Source organism: Sedimentibacter acidaminivorans, from assembly GCF_017873955.1.
GTDB classification, from domain to species: domain Bacteria; phylum Bacillota; class Clostridia; order Tissierellales; family Sedimentibacteraceae; genus Sedimentibacter; species Sedimentibacter acidaminivorans.
Window position 1 is genome coordinate 224,471 of sequence record NZ_JAGGKS010000002.1, and the last position, 15,147, is coordinate 239,617.

The window sequence follows — 15,147 nt, forward strand, 5'->3', positions numbered from 1 at the left end:
TTACATTCCTTTCGCTATTCTTATCTAATTATCTCTCTCTGAGCTTAGGATTAGCTATTTCTTCAAAAGCTCTTCCCATAAGATATCCTGACAATACCAAAAGTGTTATTGCTATTCCAGGTGGTATCATCCACCACCATGCTTTAAACATAGCTTGAGATGAATAACATGCATATAATATTTTCCCCCAGCTTACTTGAAGAGGATCTCCAAAACCAAGAAAACTTAAACTTGACTCAGTCATTATTGCTGATGCCATTGTTGTTGAAACATATACAAGTGATAACGGCATAACATTTGGGGCAATATGTTTATATATTATTCGCCAATGACTTGCACCACTTAATTTTGCTGCCTCAATAAAAGTTCTATTTTTCAATGATAATACTTGTGACCTTATTACACGAGAAGAATTTCTCCATGTTATAAGCACTATTGCAAGTATTATGTTTTTAATTCCTGGTCCTAAAATTGCAACCAATATAAGTGCAAAAGGAAGAAAAGGTATTCCATATACTATATCAACTAAACGCATCATTACGTTATCTAATGTACCACCAAAATATCCAGCTATAAGGCCTATATTAGTACCAATAAAAACTACACATACAGCAGATATTACTCCAACTAGTACTGCTATACGTGATCCTACAATCATTTGAGAAAAAACATCTCTCCCCATCCACGTAGTACCTAAATAATGTTCTTTGGAAGGGGGTTGAAGTCTTTTAACTCCTCCATCACTATCATATTGTATTTTCATTGGATCATATGGAGCAATACGGTCTGCAAAAACTGCAATTATTACAAAACTCAAAAATATTAAAAGACCTATCATTCCTACTTTGTTATTTCTTAACATTCTTAAGATTTTATTTAATGTTATCATTTTAGTCCTCCTTTAATCCAATGCTACTCTTGGGTCAAGATATGCATATAATATGTCAGCAATCAAGTTAAATAGTGCTGTCATGACCCCTATAAGTAAAAATGCTGTTTGAGCAAGAGGATAATCTCTAAAGGATACTGCTAGAACTATTTCTCTTCCCATTCCTGGCCATCTAAACACAGTTTCAATAAGAACAGATCCCCCAATGGCAAATCCTGCCTGTACAGCAAATATTGTTACTACAGGCAATAATGCAGTTCTCATTGCATGTTTTCTCATTATTCTTTTTTCTTTTAATCCCTTTGCCCGCGCTAATTCTATATAGTCTTCTTTGATTACCTCTAGCATTGATGTACGCATGACAAGTAGAGGTGTGGCAGCTGAATACAGTGCTGCTGTTACAGCTGGTAAAATAAGATGTTTTAAAAAATCAAAATTCAAATATTTCTCTAATAGATTATCAAATCTCATCCCTGGTGTATTCATTCCGCCTAAAGGCAATATTTTTAATTTAAATGCAAATATAGATAATAATATCATTCCTGTCCAGAATATAGGCGCACATCTAACTATTAACGCTATTATTGTCCCTATCATGTCAAATTTTGTATTTCTCTTCCACGCCAATGCCGCACCAGCTGTTATACCTATAAAAAAAGCTATTATTAGCGATGTAACCATAAGTATCATTGTGTTACAAAATCTTTCTGCTATAACTTCTAATGCTGATTTACCATACTGAAATGAATTACCAAAATCTCCTTTTAATAAATTTTTTATATAAATTATATATTGCTGTCCTATAGGCTTATCTAGTCCATAATGTTTTAGCAATAACTCTTGTGATTCCCTATCTAGACCAGAATCTATGAACATGCTTACCGGATCTCCTGGCACTACTCTAAATAAAAAGAATAATATTGTTACGAGTACAAATAAGGTAAGTAACATTACTAATATTCTTTTGGTTATATATTTTAATAGTCTCATTTTAACAACTCCGTTTTATGTTAACTATATTTAAAAAAAATTTTCAAGAAGCGGGCTTTAGCCCGCCTCAGATTGCTGACAAAGTAAGCAAGATGACAGGCTTTTGACAAAGTTCAATTTCAAGGCGCGAAAAAATGGGCAACCGCAACGTATACGTAATACGTGAGGATTGAACATTTTTGAAGCAACGAAGAAATTGGGGTTTGTCATAAGCCTGAAGCGGGCTTTAGCCCGCCTCACATATTAATCTAAATATTCTTGTGGTACATAATTTTCAGGGAAGTATAATTTTCCATTTTCATCCCATCTAAATCCTGCATCTTCTAATTCTTTTTTAGCATTGTTCATATTGTAATCTATTTTCTCAATATCTGAATTATGCCACGTTTCATTAATTTCAGCTACTACAGAATATGCTTTTAATGCTCTGCCTCCAAATACTACATCCACTATAGCCTGCTTTGGTATTGCCATTGTTAATGCTCTTCTAGCATGAACATCATTAAATGGCGCTTTTCTCATGTTATAATGTAAAAAGTAACTACCTTGATCTGCAATTTCTACAGTTTGAAGATGCTCAGCATTTGCAATTTCTTCTAACTCAAGAGGAAGCATATTATTTCCTGTAATATCTATTTCTCCAGATTTTAATGATTGTACTACACCAAATGACTGTGTAAATGGTATTCTTAATATTCCATCAGTTTTTGGAGCAGAGAAATGTTCTTTATTTGAAGTAAGCATAAACTCTTCATTCGGTCTCCAATAATCGAACATAAATGGTCCACTACCAATTGTAGGTAAATTCTCCCATGAAAGAATTCCTTCCATTCCTCTTTCTTCATATTCTTTTTCCCAAATATGCTTAGGAAGTATTCCAACTAAAGCTAATCCATTAGAAATAAACGGCGCAAATGGTTCAGAAAGTTTAAATCTCAATTCATTTTCTGCAATTATTTCAACTGAATCAAGTGCTTTTATTTTTGATAAATAATATGGAGAACTAACCTCTTTTGCAAAATCAAATGTAAATTTAACATCTTCCACAGTCAAAGGTTTTCCATCATGGAATTTTACATTATCTCTTAAAGTTACGTCTATAGTAGTATCATCTATGACATCATATGATTCTGCAAGCCACGGAACCACTTGTCCTTTAATATCCACTCTAACTAATGGGTCATAAATTAAATTTAACATATAAATATCTTGACCGGTTTTTGTAGTAAGTGGATTTAGTAGTTTTATATCAAGAACCGAACCAAATTTTATAATTTTATCATCTGTCTTAGGTGTTACATTTATCCAGTTCCAAAAACTATATAAACCTTCACCCATTGCGGGTGTAACGTTATCATATTTATCTTTATTATAAACTTGCGTCAATATTCTATGAGCTATTGGTGGCTGTGGAACATCAGAAGCTAATATTTTTTGCATTTCTGCCGATTTCTCTATTCTTACTGATGTATCCATATTAGTAGCAAATTCTTCTGCTAAAGCATCATATTTAGGGTTATTGTATCCAGCAACATTATATCCACCTTCTTCACCTTCTCCTGAGTAATGCATTGTATAAAGCCAATGAAATGGATCTATACGTTCAGATTTACCTCCCCATTGAATCATAAATGCATCGTGTTTATGTCCAGCCATACCTTCAGCTGACATGGTTGCCCATTCCATTGTAGTAATATTTACATCAAATCCTAATTCTTTCCACGAATCTGCAATCATAATTCCTGCTTCGTACCTAACGGGATCATATGTTTGAGAAGTAATCCACATTTCTAATGCAGGGATTTTATCCGCTTCATTAAGCACTACAGATTCTTCTTGAACTGGTTGATTATCTGTTGGTTCCGATGCCTTTTCACATGCTACAATGCTAAATACCATTACACAAACTAATAATACTACTAATATCTTTTTAATTTTCATTTTTCTCCCCCTTACTTTTTACTAGATTAACAAAATATTTAAGAATTTTTATTTGTTCATAATTATTCTCTGCCATCATTTCTGGATGCCACTGAACGCCAAGTATGGAATCAATACTTTCGTGTACTATTGCTTCTATCAAATCATCTTCACATGACCATCCTACAGCCTTTAAACCTTTGCCAATTACTTTGATTGCTTGGTGATGAAAACTATTAACATTAGTTTTATCTCCCAAAACATTATTGAATAAGCTACCTTTTTCAAAATACACACTGTGGCATGGTTCGTCAGGAGTTGCTTTACTTCCTGAATGAGCAATATTTGTTAAATTATCAAAATATATATCCTGGTATAACGTCCCACCAAAAAATATATTTAACATATGAAACCCTCTACAAATACCGAATACTGGTTTGCTTTTCTCCAATGTTTTCTTTAACAATTCAAGTTCAAATCGATCTCTGTCAGCCACTATTTTCTTGCACCCCCTGCTTATACTTTTATCATATAATAAGGGGTATATGTCAGGTCCGCCAGCAAGTATAAGTCCGTCTATTTTATCTGTAATATCCTCTATGTAGTTAGGGCTTTTTATTACAGGTATTGCTATTGGTACTCCTCCCGCTCTTTCTACTGATTTAAAATAATCCATTGTTGACATGAGCATATCTTGACCTTTGACTCCTCTTGGTCTAAATCCATCAACTTCATATGATTTTACAAAATATGATGTAATACCTATAACTGGCCTCATGTTAACCTCCATTCTTGTTATACAAGATTATTTAGCAATTTGTATGCCAATAGTTGTTAAATCTATGACTCATTGCTTTATAAGGGGTTTACTATTCTAATAGGATAGATTATCTGTTTAACTGTAAAAATTGTGTTATATTTTTACAATTGTTACAATTTGCTTATTTTGTTTACTCCATTTTGAGTTATCTTTGTTCCGCCTCTCCCTATTCCTATCTCAACATATCCATAATGTTCAAGTATTTTAAGATAATTCCTTACTTCCTGTTCACTCATGCATATATTCTGTTTTTCTAACTCTATAGACATTTGTTTTCTACCTATTTTTTTCTTTTGCCTATAATATGTATATAATATTTTTAAAATTATAGTATATAACTCTTCTTCAAAATTAACCTTTGTATTTTCTATATTATTGACACCCTCATGGAATTTCAAAACATCTTGTTTTTCAATATTGGATATAGGTATATCATTTTTTTCAATAATTAGTTTCTCTAAATTTGCAAAATACTCAACATAATTTTTAAGTTCTCTAATGTTTCCATCCCAACCATAGTTCTTAAAAAAATATTTAACCTCATCTGACAAGGCAAATTTCCCTTTATATTTTTTCCTATAATATTCAAAAATTTCAAAGATATCGTTCTCCCGTTCCCTTAAAGAAGGCACGCTTAATGGGAGTACACTTAATCTATAATACAAATCTTTTCTAAACTGTCCTTCTTTAATTCTCTTTTCTAAATCGATATTTGTTGCTGCAATTATACGCACATCAATATGCATCACATTATCTCCACCTATTCTCATTACTTCTTGTTCTTGCAATACTCTAAGTAATCTATTTTGCAAATGTATCGGTATTTCACCAATTTCATCTAGAAAAAGTGTTCCTCCATGAGCTATTTCAAACAATCCTTGTTTTCCACCTTTTTTAGCTCCTGTAAATGCTCCTTCTTCATAACCAAACAATTCACTTTCAAGTAAATTTTCTGGAAAAGAAGAACAGTTAACAGCAACAAATTGATTATCTCTTCTTTTTGAATTATTATGAATTATGTGAGCAAATATTTCTTTGCCTGTACCACTTTCCCCCGTAATAAGTACAGATGATTCTGATTTTGCCATCCTTATTGCTATTTGCTTACACTTTTTTATTTCTTGACTGCTTCCAATTATATCATTAAGCCTATATTTAGATTTATGCCCTTTTCCCATTACCATTTGTCTATGCTCATGCATTTTTCTTTCTACATCGCTAAATTTTTTTAATATGATGATACCACCATTATTTAACCCCACTTTTTTAGCAGGAACAATCGTAGCTATTATATCATTTTGATTTATTTTTAATACCTTTTCAACCGTGTTTAGTACATGAACCTCATTTTCATTTATAAATAATATATCTTTAACTTTTTCCCCTACGATATTTTGATAATCATTCATTATTAGTTTATTAGCACTACCGCTACTATCTTTAATAATTCCACTTTCATCATATATTATTATTCCTTCATTTAAGTTTTCAAACAGCATATCTAATTGATTTTCTAATTCGTAATTTTCCGTAACTATATATCTTATGCCATAATTAGCAGTGATTGTTTCATTACAATACTCTAATATTTTCTGTTTGTATTTTTCCTTATTCAAATTAAGTTTAGTTATAATATTTAATATTGTACTAACATCTGTAACTCTATTACCAATGTCTATTATAGTTTTAACTGAATTTGGTATGATTTTTACTTCACCAGGAGTAATTGCAATATCAAGTTTGGGATATTCTTTTATTTCTGGGTAATAAGGATATAATTCTATGTCTTTTCTTCCTATATTATACAGAAGCGAAATTGTTTCTGTTGCAGTACTAGGCCCTACATTTACAAGAAGTGCATTTGTCCCAACAGGTAAATTCCTTATTTTCTCATATCCCTTTTTACTTAATGTTGTATTTATCTTTATTATTTCACAATCTTTTGAAGCATATTGTTTAACTAAACGAAATATTGAATATGTTGATATAAGAATAAGATCTGCATCAATTTCTTTAATAATTTCATGTTTTTCTATGCTACTAATCTCTATTTCTATAGTACCATTGAAAAATTTTTCGATGTCTTGCTTATATCCTTCAGCTATTTTCTTGTCTACTGAAACGATAGTAAGTTTTATTCTTTTCATAATTACCTCCATTATGCAGCTTTTGCGCTGCCTCAAATAGACTTTCATTATTCTATTTAAACAATTATTCCTCCACCAAGTACCTCATCACCTATGTAGAATACTGCTGATTGACCAGGTGCTGGTGCTCTCTCAGGTTTTTCAAACCTCACTACAGCTTTACTGCAACCTTTGTTTATTACAATGCATTTTAAATAGTATCCCCATTGACAAAGTTTAACTTCACAATCTATACTTTGTAATCTTTTATTGTTTTCATCTATATATGTTATATTTTCAACTATTATTTCGTCTTTATATAAATGTTTTTCATCACCAAGAACAATCTCATTTGTTTTATTATTTATTTTAAGTACAAAAAGTGAATTATTATTGTTAATTCCTAACCCTCTTTTTTGACCAATTGTATAATTGTATATACCCGTGTGTTTACCAATAAAATTTCCGTCTAAATCAACAAAATTACCTTCAGTATTTATTAACCCACATCTTTTTTTTATAAATTTACCATGGCTCATATTGGTTATGAAACATATGTCTTGACTGTCTTTTTTTCCGGAAGTTTCTGGAATGATTTTTTTGACGAGCTCTCTTACTTCATTTTTATTTTTATATCCATTTAAAGGTAATAATACCGATGATAACTGCTCTTGGTTTAAATGGTAAAGAAAGTATGATTGGTCTTTTTTTTCTATATCACTTTTATATAAGTGAAATTTCAAATCCTTTTCATCATATTTTATATTTGCATAGTGTCCAAAAGCCATGAAATCTGCTCCTAATTCTTTAGCCTTTTCAATCATCAAACCATATTTAACTTTAATATTACACATTATACATGGATTTGGTGTTTTTCCTTCTAAATATTCACCTACAAATTTATCTATAACCTCATTTTCAAAATATTCTTTAAAATCTACAATATAGTGCTCTATATTTAGCATTTTTGCAACATATTGAGAACTACTAACATCAAATTCATCAAATAATTTCATAGTAATTCCAAACACATTATAACCCTGTTCTTTTAAAATATATGCTACTGCCCCACTATCAACACCACCACTAAGGGCTACAGCAACTCTCTTACTATTAATCAAAACAATCTCCTTTTTCTCATAAAATCATTAATTTAAATACATTATACATCAAAATATATGCATTGAAAACAATATAATAAATAAAAGCCACAGCGATAATCGTTATGGCTCATATTTTAAAACATATAGTTTAAATTTATTTTTTTAGTATCTTCTATTTCCGCAACAACGTCGATTGCAGCAGCATCTATCTCTCCTGCATCCGCAGTTATTGCATCTGCCTAATCCAAACCCTAAGGCTAGCCAAGGTATTACACAGCAAAACATATCATCATTCCTTTACTTTGTGGCTTGTATTTATTCTATTCACATTGACATTTTATGTTACAACTCAATTGGGCTAATCTCCTAAAAAAGTAGTACCAAAAATAGAATGATTTCTCTTTATTGCATTCATAGCATCGTTATATCCTAATTCAAATGACTGCTTTAGTTTATCTTGATTAAAATTTAGTGTTCCATTTAGAAGATTGCCTAAATACCTTGATGGCTGAATTAAAATCATTTGTATTGATGGGTATCTTCTCATAATGCTAAAATAATTCACTCTCTCACAGGATATTACAATAATTTTTCTATATCCACTTTGATATACAGGATATATTGGTAAGTTATCATTTACACCTCCGTCAACAAAATATTGGTCTTCAATTATAATAGGTGTATATATAACAGGTAGTGCTGATGACGCAGACAAAACTTTTACAATAAAATCTTTATTTGCATTTTTTAAATTAATATACTGTGTAAATCCTGTTTTTCTACCTTCGTACCAATCAATAGCTGGCTTTAAAAACCTCCTTTCTTTAGGTATTTTAGTTATATTTACTACTGAAGCATAAAAATCTTTTTCAGATTTTTCTAAGTTTTCTATATTTAATTCATCTAATAATTCAATTAATCCATCTCTTGATAAAATACCATCAAAATCTACATTTTTACCTTTTTTAATTCTGTTTATAATTTGTACTATTTCATTGTAATCAATTCCATTATCCATAAACCTTTTTTGCAAATCATACTCTAGCCATACTTCAGCAGCACTATCACTGTCCATCAATTGTATTAGTGCACAATTAATTGCTCCAATAGAAGCACCAGAATACATTTTTATATTCTTATTTATTCCATGTTGACACAATGCATGCCATGCACCTATTTCATATGCTCCTTTAGCACCGCCTCCACCTAGAACTAAACCTATATCCGACATAAAATCACCTCTGTATATTTTATGCATTTCTTAATCTACGGTTAAGACAAAAATTATATTTTATTATATAATTCATTGTGTTATAATAAATACAACTAAGAAACAAAGACATAAGTCTTTGTCTTGATGTATTTATTGTATCGTTGTGATGCAAGCCGTTATCTGGCTTGCTTTATGATATAATAACCATAAATCTAAGATTTGGAGGATTAAATGTTTACAAAAGACAACAAACTTAAAAGGTTTGATTTTATATTATTATTTACAACTCTTATTTTATGTTTATACGGATTTCTTGTAATTAAAAGTGCCACTATGAGCCAGGCTATGGGTAGTGATAGGTTTTTAAGAACACAAACTATAGCATTTGTACTTGGTTTAATTTGTGCTCTTGTATTAGTTATAATTGATTATGACCTGTATGGAACGTTTTACCTACAAATTTATGCTCTTTCAAACATTCTTTTGTTATATGCCTTGGTGAACCCTGTAAATGCATCCGAATGGGGTGATGTAAGGAGCTGGATTAGTATAGGCCCCATAGTTTTCCAGCCATCAGAGATTGCCAAATTTGGTGTCATAATATCATTAGCAAAATATATTGATTTAAATAAGGATAATATAAATGAACCATTTATACTTTTTAAAATTCTAGTTTTTGCTTTATTCCCAGTCGGGCTAATATTACTTCAACCTGATTTAGGTACTGCTCTTGTTTTTATATTCTTTATTGCAGTAATGATTTTTGCAGGTGGGATAGACTATAAATATGTAACTGTCGTTTTAATTATAGGATTAATTTTTGCTGTTATTGCTATTGGTGCATTTTTTTATATTATGAAAGATTATCAAGTGGGGGATAACTATCAATTTGACAGAATTGTTACTTTTGTTTATCCTGAACTAGATCCAACAGATACTGGATATCAGGTTATACAATCCAAAACTGCAATTGGCTCTGGATTACTATACGGTAGAGGTTTGTATAAAGGTGTTCAAAATCAACTTGGTTATCTTCCAACAAAAGAAACTGATTTTATATTTGCCGTGATAGGTGAAGAGTTAGGTTTTATAGGAGGAATTTTTTTACTTGTACTTTATTCGATACTCTTATATAGACTCATAAGAATTGCTAAACACACAACAAGCATGTTTGGATCTTTAATTGCAACTGGAATCACCGCAATGCTTTTTTTTCACATCTTTGAAAATGTTGGTATGACTATGGGGCTTGTTCCTGTAACAGGTATTCCTTTACCATTTGTTAGCTATGGTGGAACTTTTATGTTAGTTAACATGGTAAGTATAGGTTTATGCCTCGGAGTAGGTATGAAGAGAAATAGCTTTGATTTAAATGAGTTTTAAATGATAGATGAGTAAAAGGAAATAAATTTTAAATTAAATATTAATTAAATTGTTATAATTCATAAAAAGGACGCATAAAATGCGTCCCCTATAAAACCTTTAAAATCAATGCTATTGATTACTCAAAGCAACTTCCACCTATAAATTCCCTCAATATGGATGTGTATGGAATTGCTCTTTCATTGTCTATATTTTTAAAGTAACTTAAAAATTTTAATAATCTTTGTCTCTCAGGATAGTATTCGCTATCTTCATCAATTTTTTTAATCAATGGAATAGCATATTTTTTTAACACACATAATTCATATACAAGTGCTGAATTAAATATAGCATCTGCATTTTCTTGAAATGGGAATATATACTTTTCTGCACCTTTTACAACATTATCCCAAAGTTCAAGCGTTTTTAGTGCATCATTTCCTCTATGTGTGTTATCTCTAACTATTCGCCTTATTAATCTTAAATCAGATGTTGCAATTCTGTTATGGTTATCAATGTTAAGTTGCGTCAATGCACTAATATATATTCTAAACTTATTTTTTTGAGGAATATTTTCTGTTAACTTATCATTTAGACCATGTATTCCTTCTATAATAATTATATGATCATCAGTTAACTCTATTGGTTCTCTAGTAAATTCCCTCATTCCAATTTTAAAATTAAATACAGGTATTTGAACTTGTTGACAGGTCATTAAATTTAATAGTTGCTCATTAAAAAGTTCCAAGTCCAATGCCCCTATTGTTTCATAATCATAATCTCCATTCTCATCACGTGGAGTCATATCCCTATTTACAAAATAATCATCTAAAGACAATGCATAAGTTTTTTTGCCGTTTACTCTCAATTGAATTGACAACCTTTGGGCAAATGTTGTTTTCCCTGAAGATGAAGGGCCTGCTATCAATACAATTTTTATATTTTTATCCTTAGTAATTTCATCTGCTATATATGCAATTTTTTTCTCATGGAATGCTTCGTTTACGCGTATCATATCATCAATAGTACTGTCGACTATTTTATTGTTCAATACGCCTACATTACCAATGTCCATTATCTCCCCCCAATCCTCTGCTTCCTTAAAAACTTTAGAAAGTTTCTTTTGTTCAATATATTCAGGAAGTTCGAAATTGTTTTCCTTAGTTGGGAAAATCAAAATTATGCCTGGAAAAAATAATTTTAAATCAAACTTGTCTATTACATTTGTGTTAGGAGCAACATATCCATAAAATGTATCATAGTAACCATCAAGTTCATACACTCTTATAAATTCAGAATTCCAATGTTTTAGTAGTTCAACCTTATCATGCATACCCTGTGATGCAAAAATATCAGTTGCTTCTTTCGTACTTAATATTTTTTTGTTAATTGGCATTTGTTTATAAATAATTTCTTGCATTCTATCTTTTATTCTTTTTAAATCGCCTTGATTTATGGTTTTTTTAGTTTTTATTTCTGTATATAAGCCCCTATTTAAAGAATGTTCAATATTAACATCTACAAAATTAAAAATATCTTTACAGGCCTTAATATATATAAAACAAAGAGTCCTTATATAAATTCTCTGACCGTCATTATCATTTAAATCTAGAAATTTAACTTTATCATCTTCATTGTAGCTGTTTACTATAAGTTCCTGCAGTTTATTATTAACCTTTACTGCAAGATATTTTTTATAATTTTCTTTGTCCATTTTTTTTACTAAATCATAAAACGATTCATCTTTTTCCATTTCAACTATCTGATTACACTGTTTTACATTTTGTACTTCTATTTTCATGAAATCCTCCAATTTTATAATTCAATTTATTAATATTATAAAACATATCTTTCATCTATATGCGATATTATTTCTTTTCCATTCAGGTAACTTAATTCTTCTTCGAAGCCATTTAGCAAAATTTTATATGCATGTAAAATTTGATATTTCTCATTATCTCTTTTACCATATTTTTTATCACCCACAACAGGATGACCTATAGATGCTAAATGAGCTCTAATTTGATGAGCCCTACCTGTTTCTAGTTCTATTTCAAGCCATGTAAACTTACCCTCTCTTTTAATAGGGTGTACATATGTAATTATTTTTTTAGCACTTTCAATTTCTTCTTTAACTATTTCAACAATATTTTTATAATCATCTTTAATCATATAATCTTCAAGCTCTAAATCTTTTAAAACTATTCCATGTACCTTAGTTTCATAATATTTTTTTATATTTCTATCCCTTATTGCCTTATTAACCTGCTTAACAGTTTCATAATTTTTAGCAGCAATTACAAGACCAGAAGTATTCTTATCCAATCTATTGCATACAGCTGGTTTAAATGTAAAACTTATATTTTTCTCTTTTGCATCTAAATACATTTTAACTTCATCTACTAAACTCTTTTTACTTGTTAAATCAGGTTGTGTACTGAGCCCAACAGGCTTATTTACTACTAGTATATTTTCATCTTCGTACACTACTTTAAAATGAATTGCTGTTTGAAGCAAACTTTTCTTTTCCCTAAATTTATCTATAGTATCATCAGACAAATAAATTTGTACCACATCTTCTTTTTCTAAAACTACTTCTGGTTCTACCTTGGAATTATTCAATTTTATGTTTTTTTTCCTTATCATTTTATAAATGAAAGCTGAATTAGCTTTATTAAGATATTTTTTCAGAAACCTATCCATTCTTTGTCCAGATTCATTATTTGTAATTATTATCTCTTTCATATTTACTCCAATTGTATTTTATATTTTTTAACACTACTCTTTTATAATTACTATATGCTATACTAATTAAACTTAAATTATTATTTGTATTATAGCAGATAGCATCACAAAAAGAAATAAAATTATACCATCCAATATTATTATACATCAAAATATAACCCATTATTAAATAATATAAGAAAATATTTACATAATTTTATTAAACGTATATATTGTATCTATGCAATTTTTATGTTAATATATTATGTGGTAACTATAAATTTGTTGAGGTGCTTCAAATGAAAAAAATAATTAACGCTATAAGAGACTTTTTATATATATTGACTGACTATGGATTAATAATAACCGTAGCTGTTATTATGATAGCTGTGCTAGGCTGGAGATTTAACATCCTATTTAACAGGGATATAGAAAAAGAAACACTTGCAGTTGTTCCAAACGATATTCAAGTAGAAGTTCCAGTTACAAATGACCAAACAAATAATGATAAAGACGAAGAAATTCCTAATAAAGAAGAAGATGAAGAAGAACCAACCGAACCTAACAACCCTACTCCTACAGAAAGCGATGTTGTTGCTACAGTTGAAATTCCAGCAGGTTCATTTCCATCTAAAATAGGTGATATTTTAATTAATTCTAATCTAATTGTAGATAAAAATGAATTTCTAAATAGATCTGTAGAAATGGGGCTTGATACTAAGCTACAAAGTGGTAGTTTCGAAATATCTATTGGGACAAACTTAGATGATATAATTAAAATAATTGCTAAAGCAAATTAATTCAAACAAAAACGGACGTTGATAACGTCCACTTTTTTTATATACTCGAAAGTTGCATAGCAACTTTTTTTATATTTAGTATCTTTGATTTACATAATAATCTATTACAGATTTTTTCCTTCCTTCAATAAATACATTTTCTTTTTTCAATACATCTAAAAGCCATATGCTTTTAGAATGAAGAACTGCATATTCATAGTCACTAAGAACAATTTCATATAACTTTCCTTCAAGATTATACGACTCCATCTTAATAAAATAAGCTTCTACATTTTCATAATGAAGAAATCTTAATAATCTAAATGTGGTTTTATCTTTTTCATTATAATAATAATCTGCTTCCTCTAGATATTTGCTGTAAAAGCTTATATGCTTTCCTTTATCTTTAATATCCTGAGCAACCATTCTATGATACTTAGCCATCATATTGTAATATTGATAGTTATACATACCTTTTTCTATACTGTCAATACGTTGAAATGGCTTTATGTTTTTCTCAAGCATATACTTATAATTAAGCTCTAGATACTCTTTTTTATTAATATCACCATTCATATGTTGTATTATCAACATATCTCTATGTTCAAAAAAATCATCAAAAATACTTTTATTAGGTTTGAAATAGTTCATATCATCACTCTTTCTACAAAATTAACATAATAAATATTCTAACAGAAAAACAAATTAATATCAACAAGAAAAAACATCCACAGATTATAAAATCTGTGGATGACATCAATCAAAATTAGCTTAATACCTTGCTTTTTAAAGGTTCAGATATATCATCTACTTCGTAATTAACACTCATAATAAATTTAACATCAAATTTTTCTGATAAAAATTCTAATCGCTCTATAACAGGTTCAAGTTTATCCTTTTCAGCTTGTGCAATCTTGTATAACCCATCTATGTAAACTTCCTCAACATCATAGTCAGTTGCAATTAAACCACATACAAATCCTTGGAACTGATCTTCATTTGTCAATCCATACTCTTTAGTATTAATATATCTGATTCTATAATCTAAATCAAATATGTGTCTATTGTTGGCTTCTAAAAAAACCATTTTACCTTGTATTCCATCCACTGTACTATTTGCTAGCTCAATCATCCTTCTAGTTTTTCCTGTTCCGTTATGCCCACAAATTAATTGCACCATAATAATCACACTCCTATTATATTTATTTTGTTATTTAAAAA

At 29.6% G+C, this 15,147-nt stretch carries 13 protein-coding genes; 2 read left to right on the forward strand and 11 right to left on the reverse strand.

The genetic code is table 11. The features are described 5' to 3' along the window. Window positions 1–28: 28 nt before the first annotated feature. From J2Z76_RS04350 to J2Z76_RS04380, 7 genes are all read right to left on the reverse strand, one after another. Window positions 29–889 carry an ABC transporter permease gene (locus J2Z76_RS04350; protein ID WP_209510780.1) on the reverse strand — a complete coding sequence of 287 codons (861 nt, stop codon included), beginning with the start codon at window positions 887–889 and terminating at the stop codon, window positions 29–31. Between the two features lie 12 nt (window positions 890–901). Beyond that, complete coding sequence (locus tag J2Z76_RS04355; RefSeq protein WP_209510781.1) at window positions 902–1,879, reverse strand: ABC transporter permease; 978 nt, start codon at window positions 1,877–1,879, stop codon at window positions 902–904. Between the two features lie 243 nt (window positions 1,880–2,122). Next, on the reverse strand, window positions 2,123–3,820 hold the full coding sequence (locus tag J2Z76_RS04360) for an ABC transporter substrate-binding protein (protein WP_209510782.1): 1,698 nt from the start codon (window positions 3,818–3,820) through the stop codon (window positions 2,123–2,125). After that, window positions 3,810–4,577 carry a gamma-glutamyl-gamma-aminobutyrate hydrolase family protein gene (locus J2Z76_RS04365; RefSeq protein WP_209510783.1) on the reverse strand — a complete coding sequence of 256 codons (768 nt, stop codon included), beginning with the start codon at window positions 4,575–4,577 and terminating at the stop codon, window positions 3,810–3,812. Before J2Z76_RS04365 ends, J2Z76_RS04360 begins: the two co-directional genes overlap by 11 nt. A 152-nt stretch (window positions 4,578–4,729) precedes the next feature. Then, window positions 4,730–6,766 (reverse strand): sigma-54 interaction domain-containing protein, encoded by a 2,037-nt coding sequence (locus J2Z76_RS04370; RefSeq protein WP_209510784.1) that lies wholly within the window; start codon window positions 6,764–6,766, stop codon window positions 4,730–4,732. Window positions 6,767–6,822: 56 nt separating this feature from the next. Beyond that, window positions 6,823–7,866, reverse strand: a complete 1,044-nt coding sequence (mnmA, locus tag J2Z76_RS04375) for a tRNA 2-thiouridine(34) synthase MnmA (protein ID WP_209510785.1) — start codon at window positions 7,864–7,866, stop codon at window positions 6,823–6,825. A gap of 340 nt (window positions 7,867–8,206) precedes the next feature. Continuing rightward, window positions 8,207–9,079 carry a patatin-like phospholipase family protein gene (locus tag J2Z76_RS04380; RefSeq protein ID WP_209510786.1) on the reverse strand — a complete coding sequence of 291 codons (873 nt, stop codon included), beginning with the start codon at window positions 9,077–9,079 and terminating at the stop codon, window positions 8,207–8,209. 213 nt (window positions 9,080–9,292) lie between these two features. Between J2Z76_RS04380 and rodA the strand changes: the two genes are divergently transcribed. Beyond that, entirely contained in the window at window positions 9,293–10,444 is a 1,152-nt protein-coding gene (rodA, locus tag J2Z76_RS04385; protein ID WP_209510787.1) for a rod shape-determining protein RodA, read from the forward strand. A gap of 118 nt (window positions 10,445–10,562) precedes the next feature. Here the strand turns inward: rodA and J2Z76_RS04390 are convergent, their stop codons facing one another. Then, entirely contained in the window at window positions 10,563–12,224 is a 1,662-nt protein-coding gene (locus J2Z76_RS04390; RefSeq protein WP_209510788.1) for a nucleoside kinase, read from the reverse strand. Window positions 12,225–12,259: 35 nt separating this feature from the next. Continuing rightward, window positions 12,260–13,168, reverse strand: coding sequence for an RluA family pseudouridine synthase (locus tag J2Z76_RS04395; RefSeq protein WP_209510789.1), 909 nt, complete (start codon window positions 13,166–13,168; stop codon window positions 12,260–12,262). A 278-nt stretch (window positions 13,169–13,446) separates the two neighbouring features. On the opposite strand from J2Z76_RS04395, the gene J2Z76_RS04400 reads away from it, so the two are divergent. After that, window positions 13,447–13,947 carry a hypothetical protein gene (locus J2Z76_RS04400; RefSeq protein WP_209510790.1) on the forward strand — a complete coding sequence of 167 codons (501 nt, stop codon included), beginning with the start codon at window positions 13,447–13,449 and terminating at the stop codon, window positions 13,945–13,947. A 75-nt stretch (window positions 13,948–14,022) separates the two neighbouring features. Here the strand turns inward: J2Z76_RS04400 and J2Z76_RS04405 are convergent, their stop codons facing one another. Together J2Z76_RS04405 and J2Z76_RS04410 are read right to left on the reverse strand one after the other, a co-directional pair. Continuing rightward, complete coding sequence (locus J2Z76_RS04405) at window positions 14,023–14,577, reverse strand: DUF6648 family protein (protein ID WP_209510791.1); 555 nt, start codon at window positions 14,575–14,577, stop codon at window positions 14,023–14,025. Window positions 14,578–14,692: 115 nt separating this feature from the next. Next, the gene (locus tag J2Z76_RS04410) at window positions 14,693–15,106 is read right to left on the reverse strand and encodes a twitching motility protein PilT (RefSeq protein WP_209510792.1); all 414 of its coding nucleotides are present in this window, start codon (window positions 15,104–15,106) and stop codon (window positions 14,693–14,695) included. Window positions 15,107–15,147 lie beyond the last annotated feature (41 nt).

Excerpts from the sequence above, each read along its gene's own strand:
- J2Z76_RS04355 (WP_209510781.1), bottom strand. The coding sequence starts at position 1,879 with ATGAGACTATTAAAATATATAACCAAAAGAATATTAGTAATGTTACTT.
- J2Z76_RS04395 (WP_209510789.1), bottom strand. The coding sequence starts at position 13,168 with ATGAAAGAGATAATAATTACAAATAATGAATCTGGACAAAGAATGGAT.
- J2Z76_RS04360 (WP_209510782.1), bottom strand. The coding sequence starts at position 3,820 with ATGAAAATTAAAAAGATATTAGTAGTATTATTAGTTTGTGTAATGGTA.
- J2Z76_RS04380 (WP_209510786.1), bottom strand. The coding sequence starts at position 9,079 with ATGTCGGATATAGGTTTAGTTCTAGGTGGAGGCGGTGCTAAAGGAGCA.
- J2Z76_RS04390 (WP_209510788.1), bottom strand. The coding sequence starts at position 12,224 with ATGAAAATAGAAGTACAAAATGTAAAACAGTGTAATCAGATAGTTGAA.
- J2Z76_RS04365 (WP_209510783.1), bottom strand. The coding sequence starts at position 4,577 with ATGAGGCCAGTTATAGGTATTACATCATATTTTGTAAAATCATATGAA.
- J2Z76_RS04410 (WP_209510792.1), bottom strand. The coding sequence starts at position 15,106 with ATGGTGCAATTAATTTGTGGGCATAACGGAACAGGAAAAACTAGAAGG.
- J2Z76_RS04400 (WP_209510790.1), top strand. The coding sequence starts at position 13,447 with ATGAAAAAAATAATTAACGCTATAAGAGACTTTTTATATATATTGACT.
- J2Z76_RS04370 (WP_209510784.1), bottom strand. The coding sequence starts at position 6,766 with ATGAAAAGAATAAAACTTACTATCGTTTCAGTAGACAAGAAAATAGCT.
- rodA (WP_209510787.1), top strand. The coding sequence starts at position 9,293 with ATGTTTACAAAAGACAACAAACTTAAAAGGTTTGATTTTATATTATTA.
- J2Z76_RS04350 (WP_209510780.1), bottom strand. The coding sequence starts at position 889 with ATGATAACATTAAATAAAATCTTAAGAATGTTAAGAAATAACAAAGTA.
- J2Z76_RS04405 (WP_209510791.1), bottom strand. The coding sequence starts at position 14,577 with ATGAACTATTTCAAACCTAATAAAAGTATTTTTGATGATTTTTTTGAA.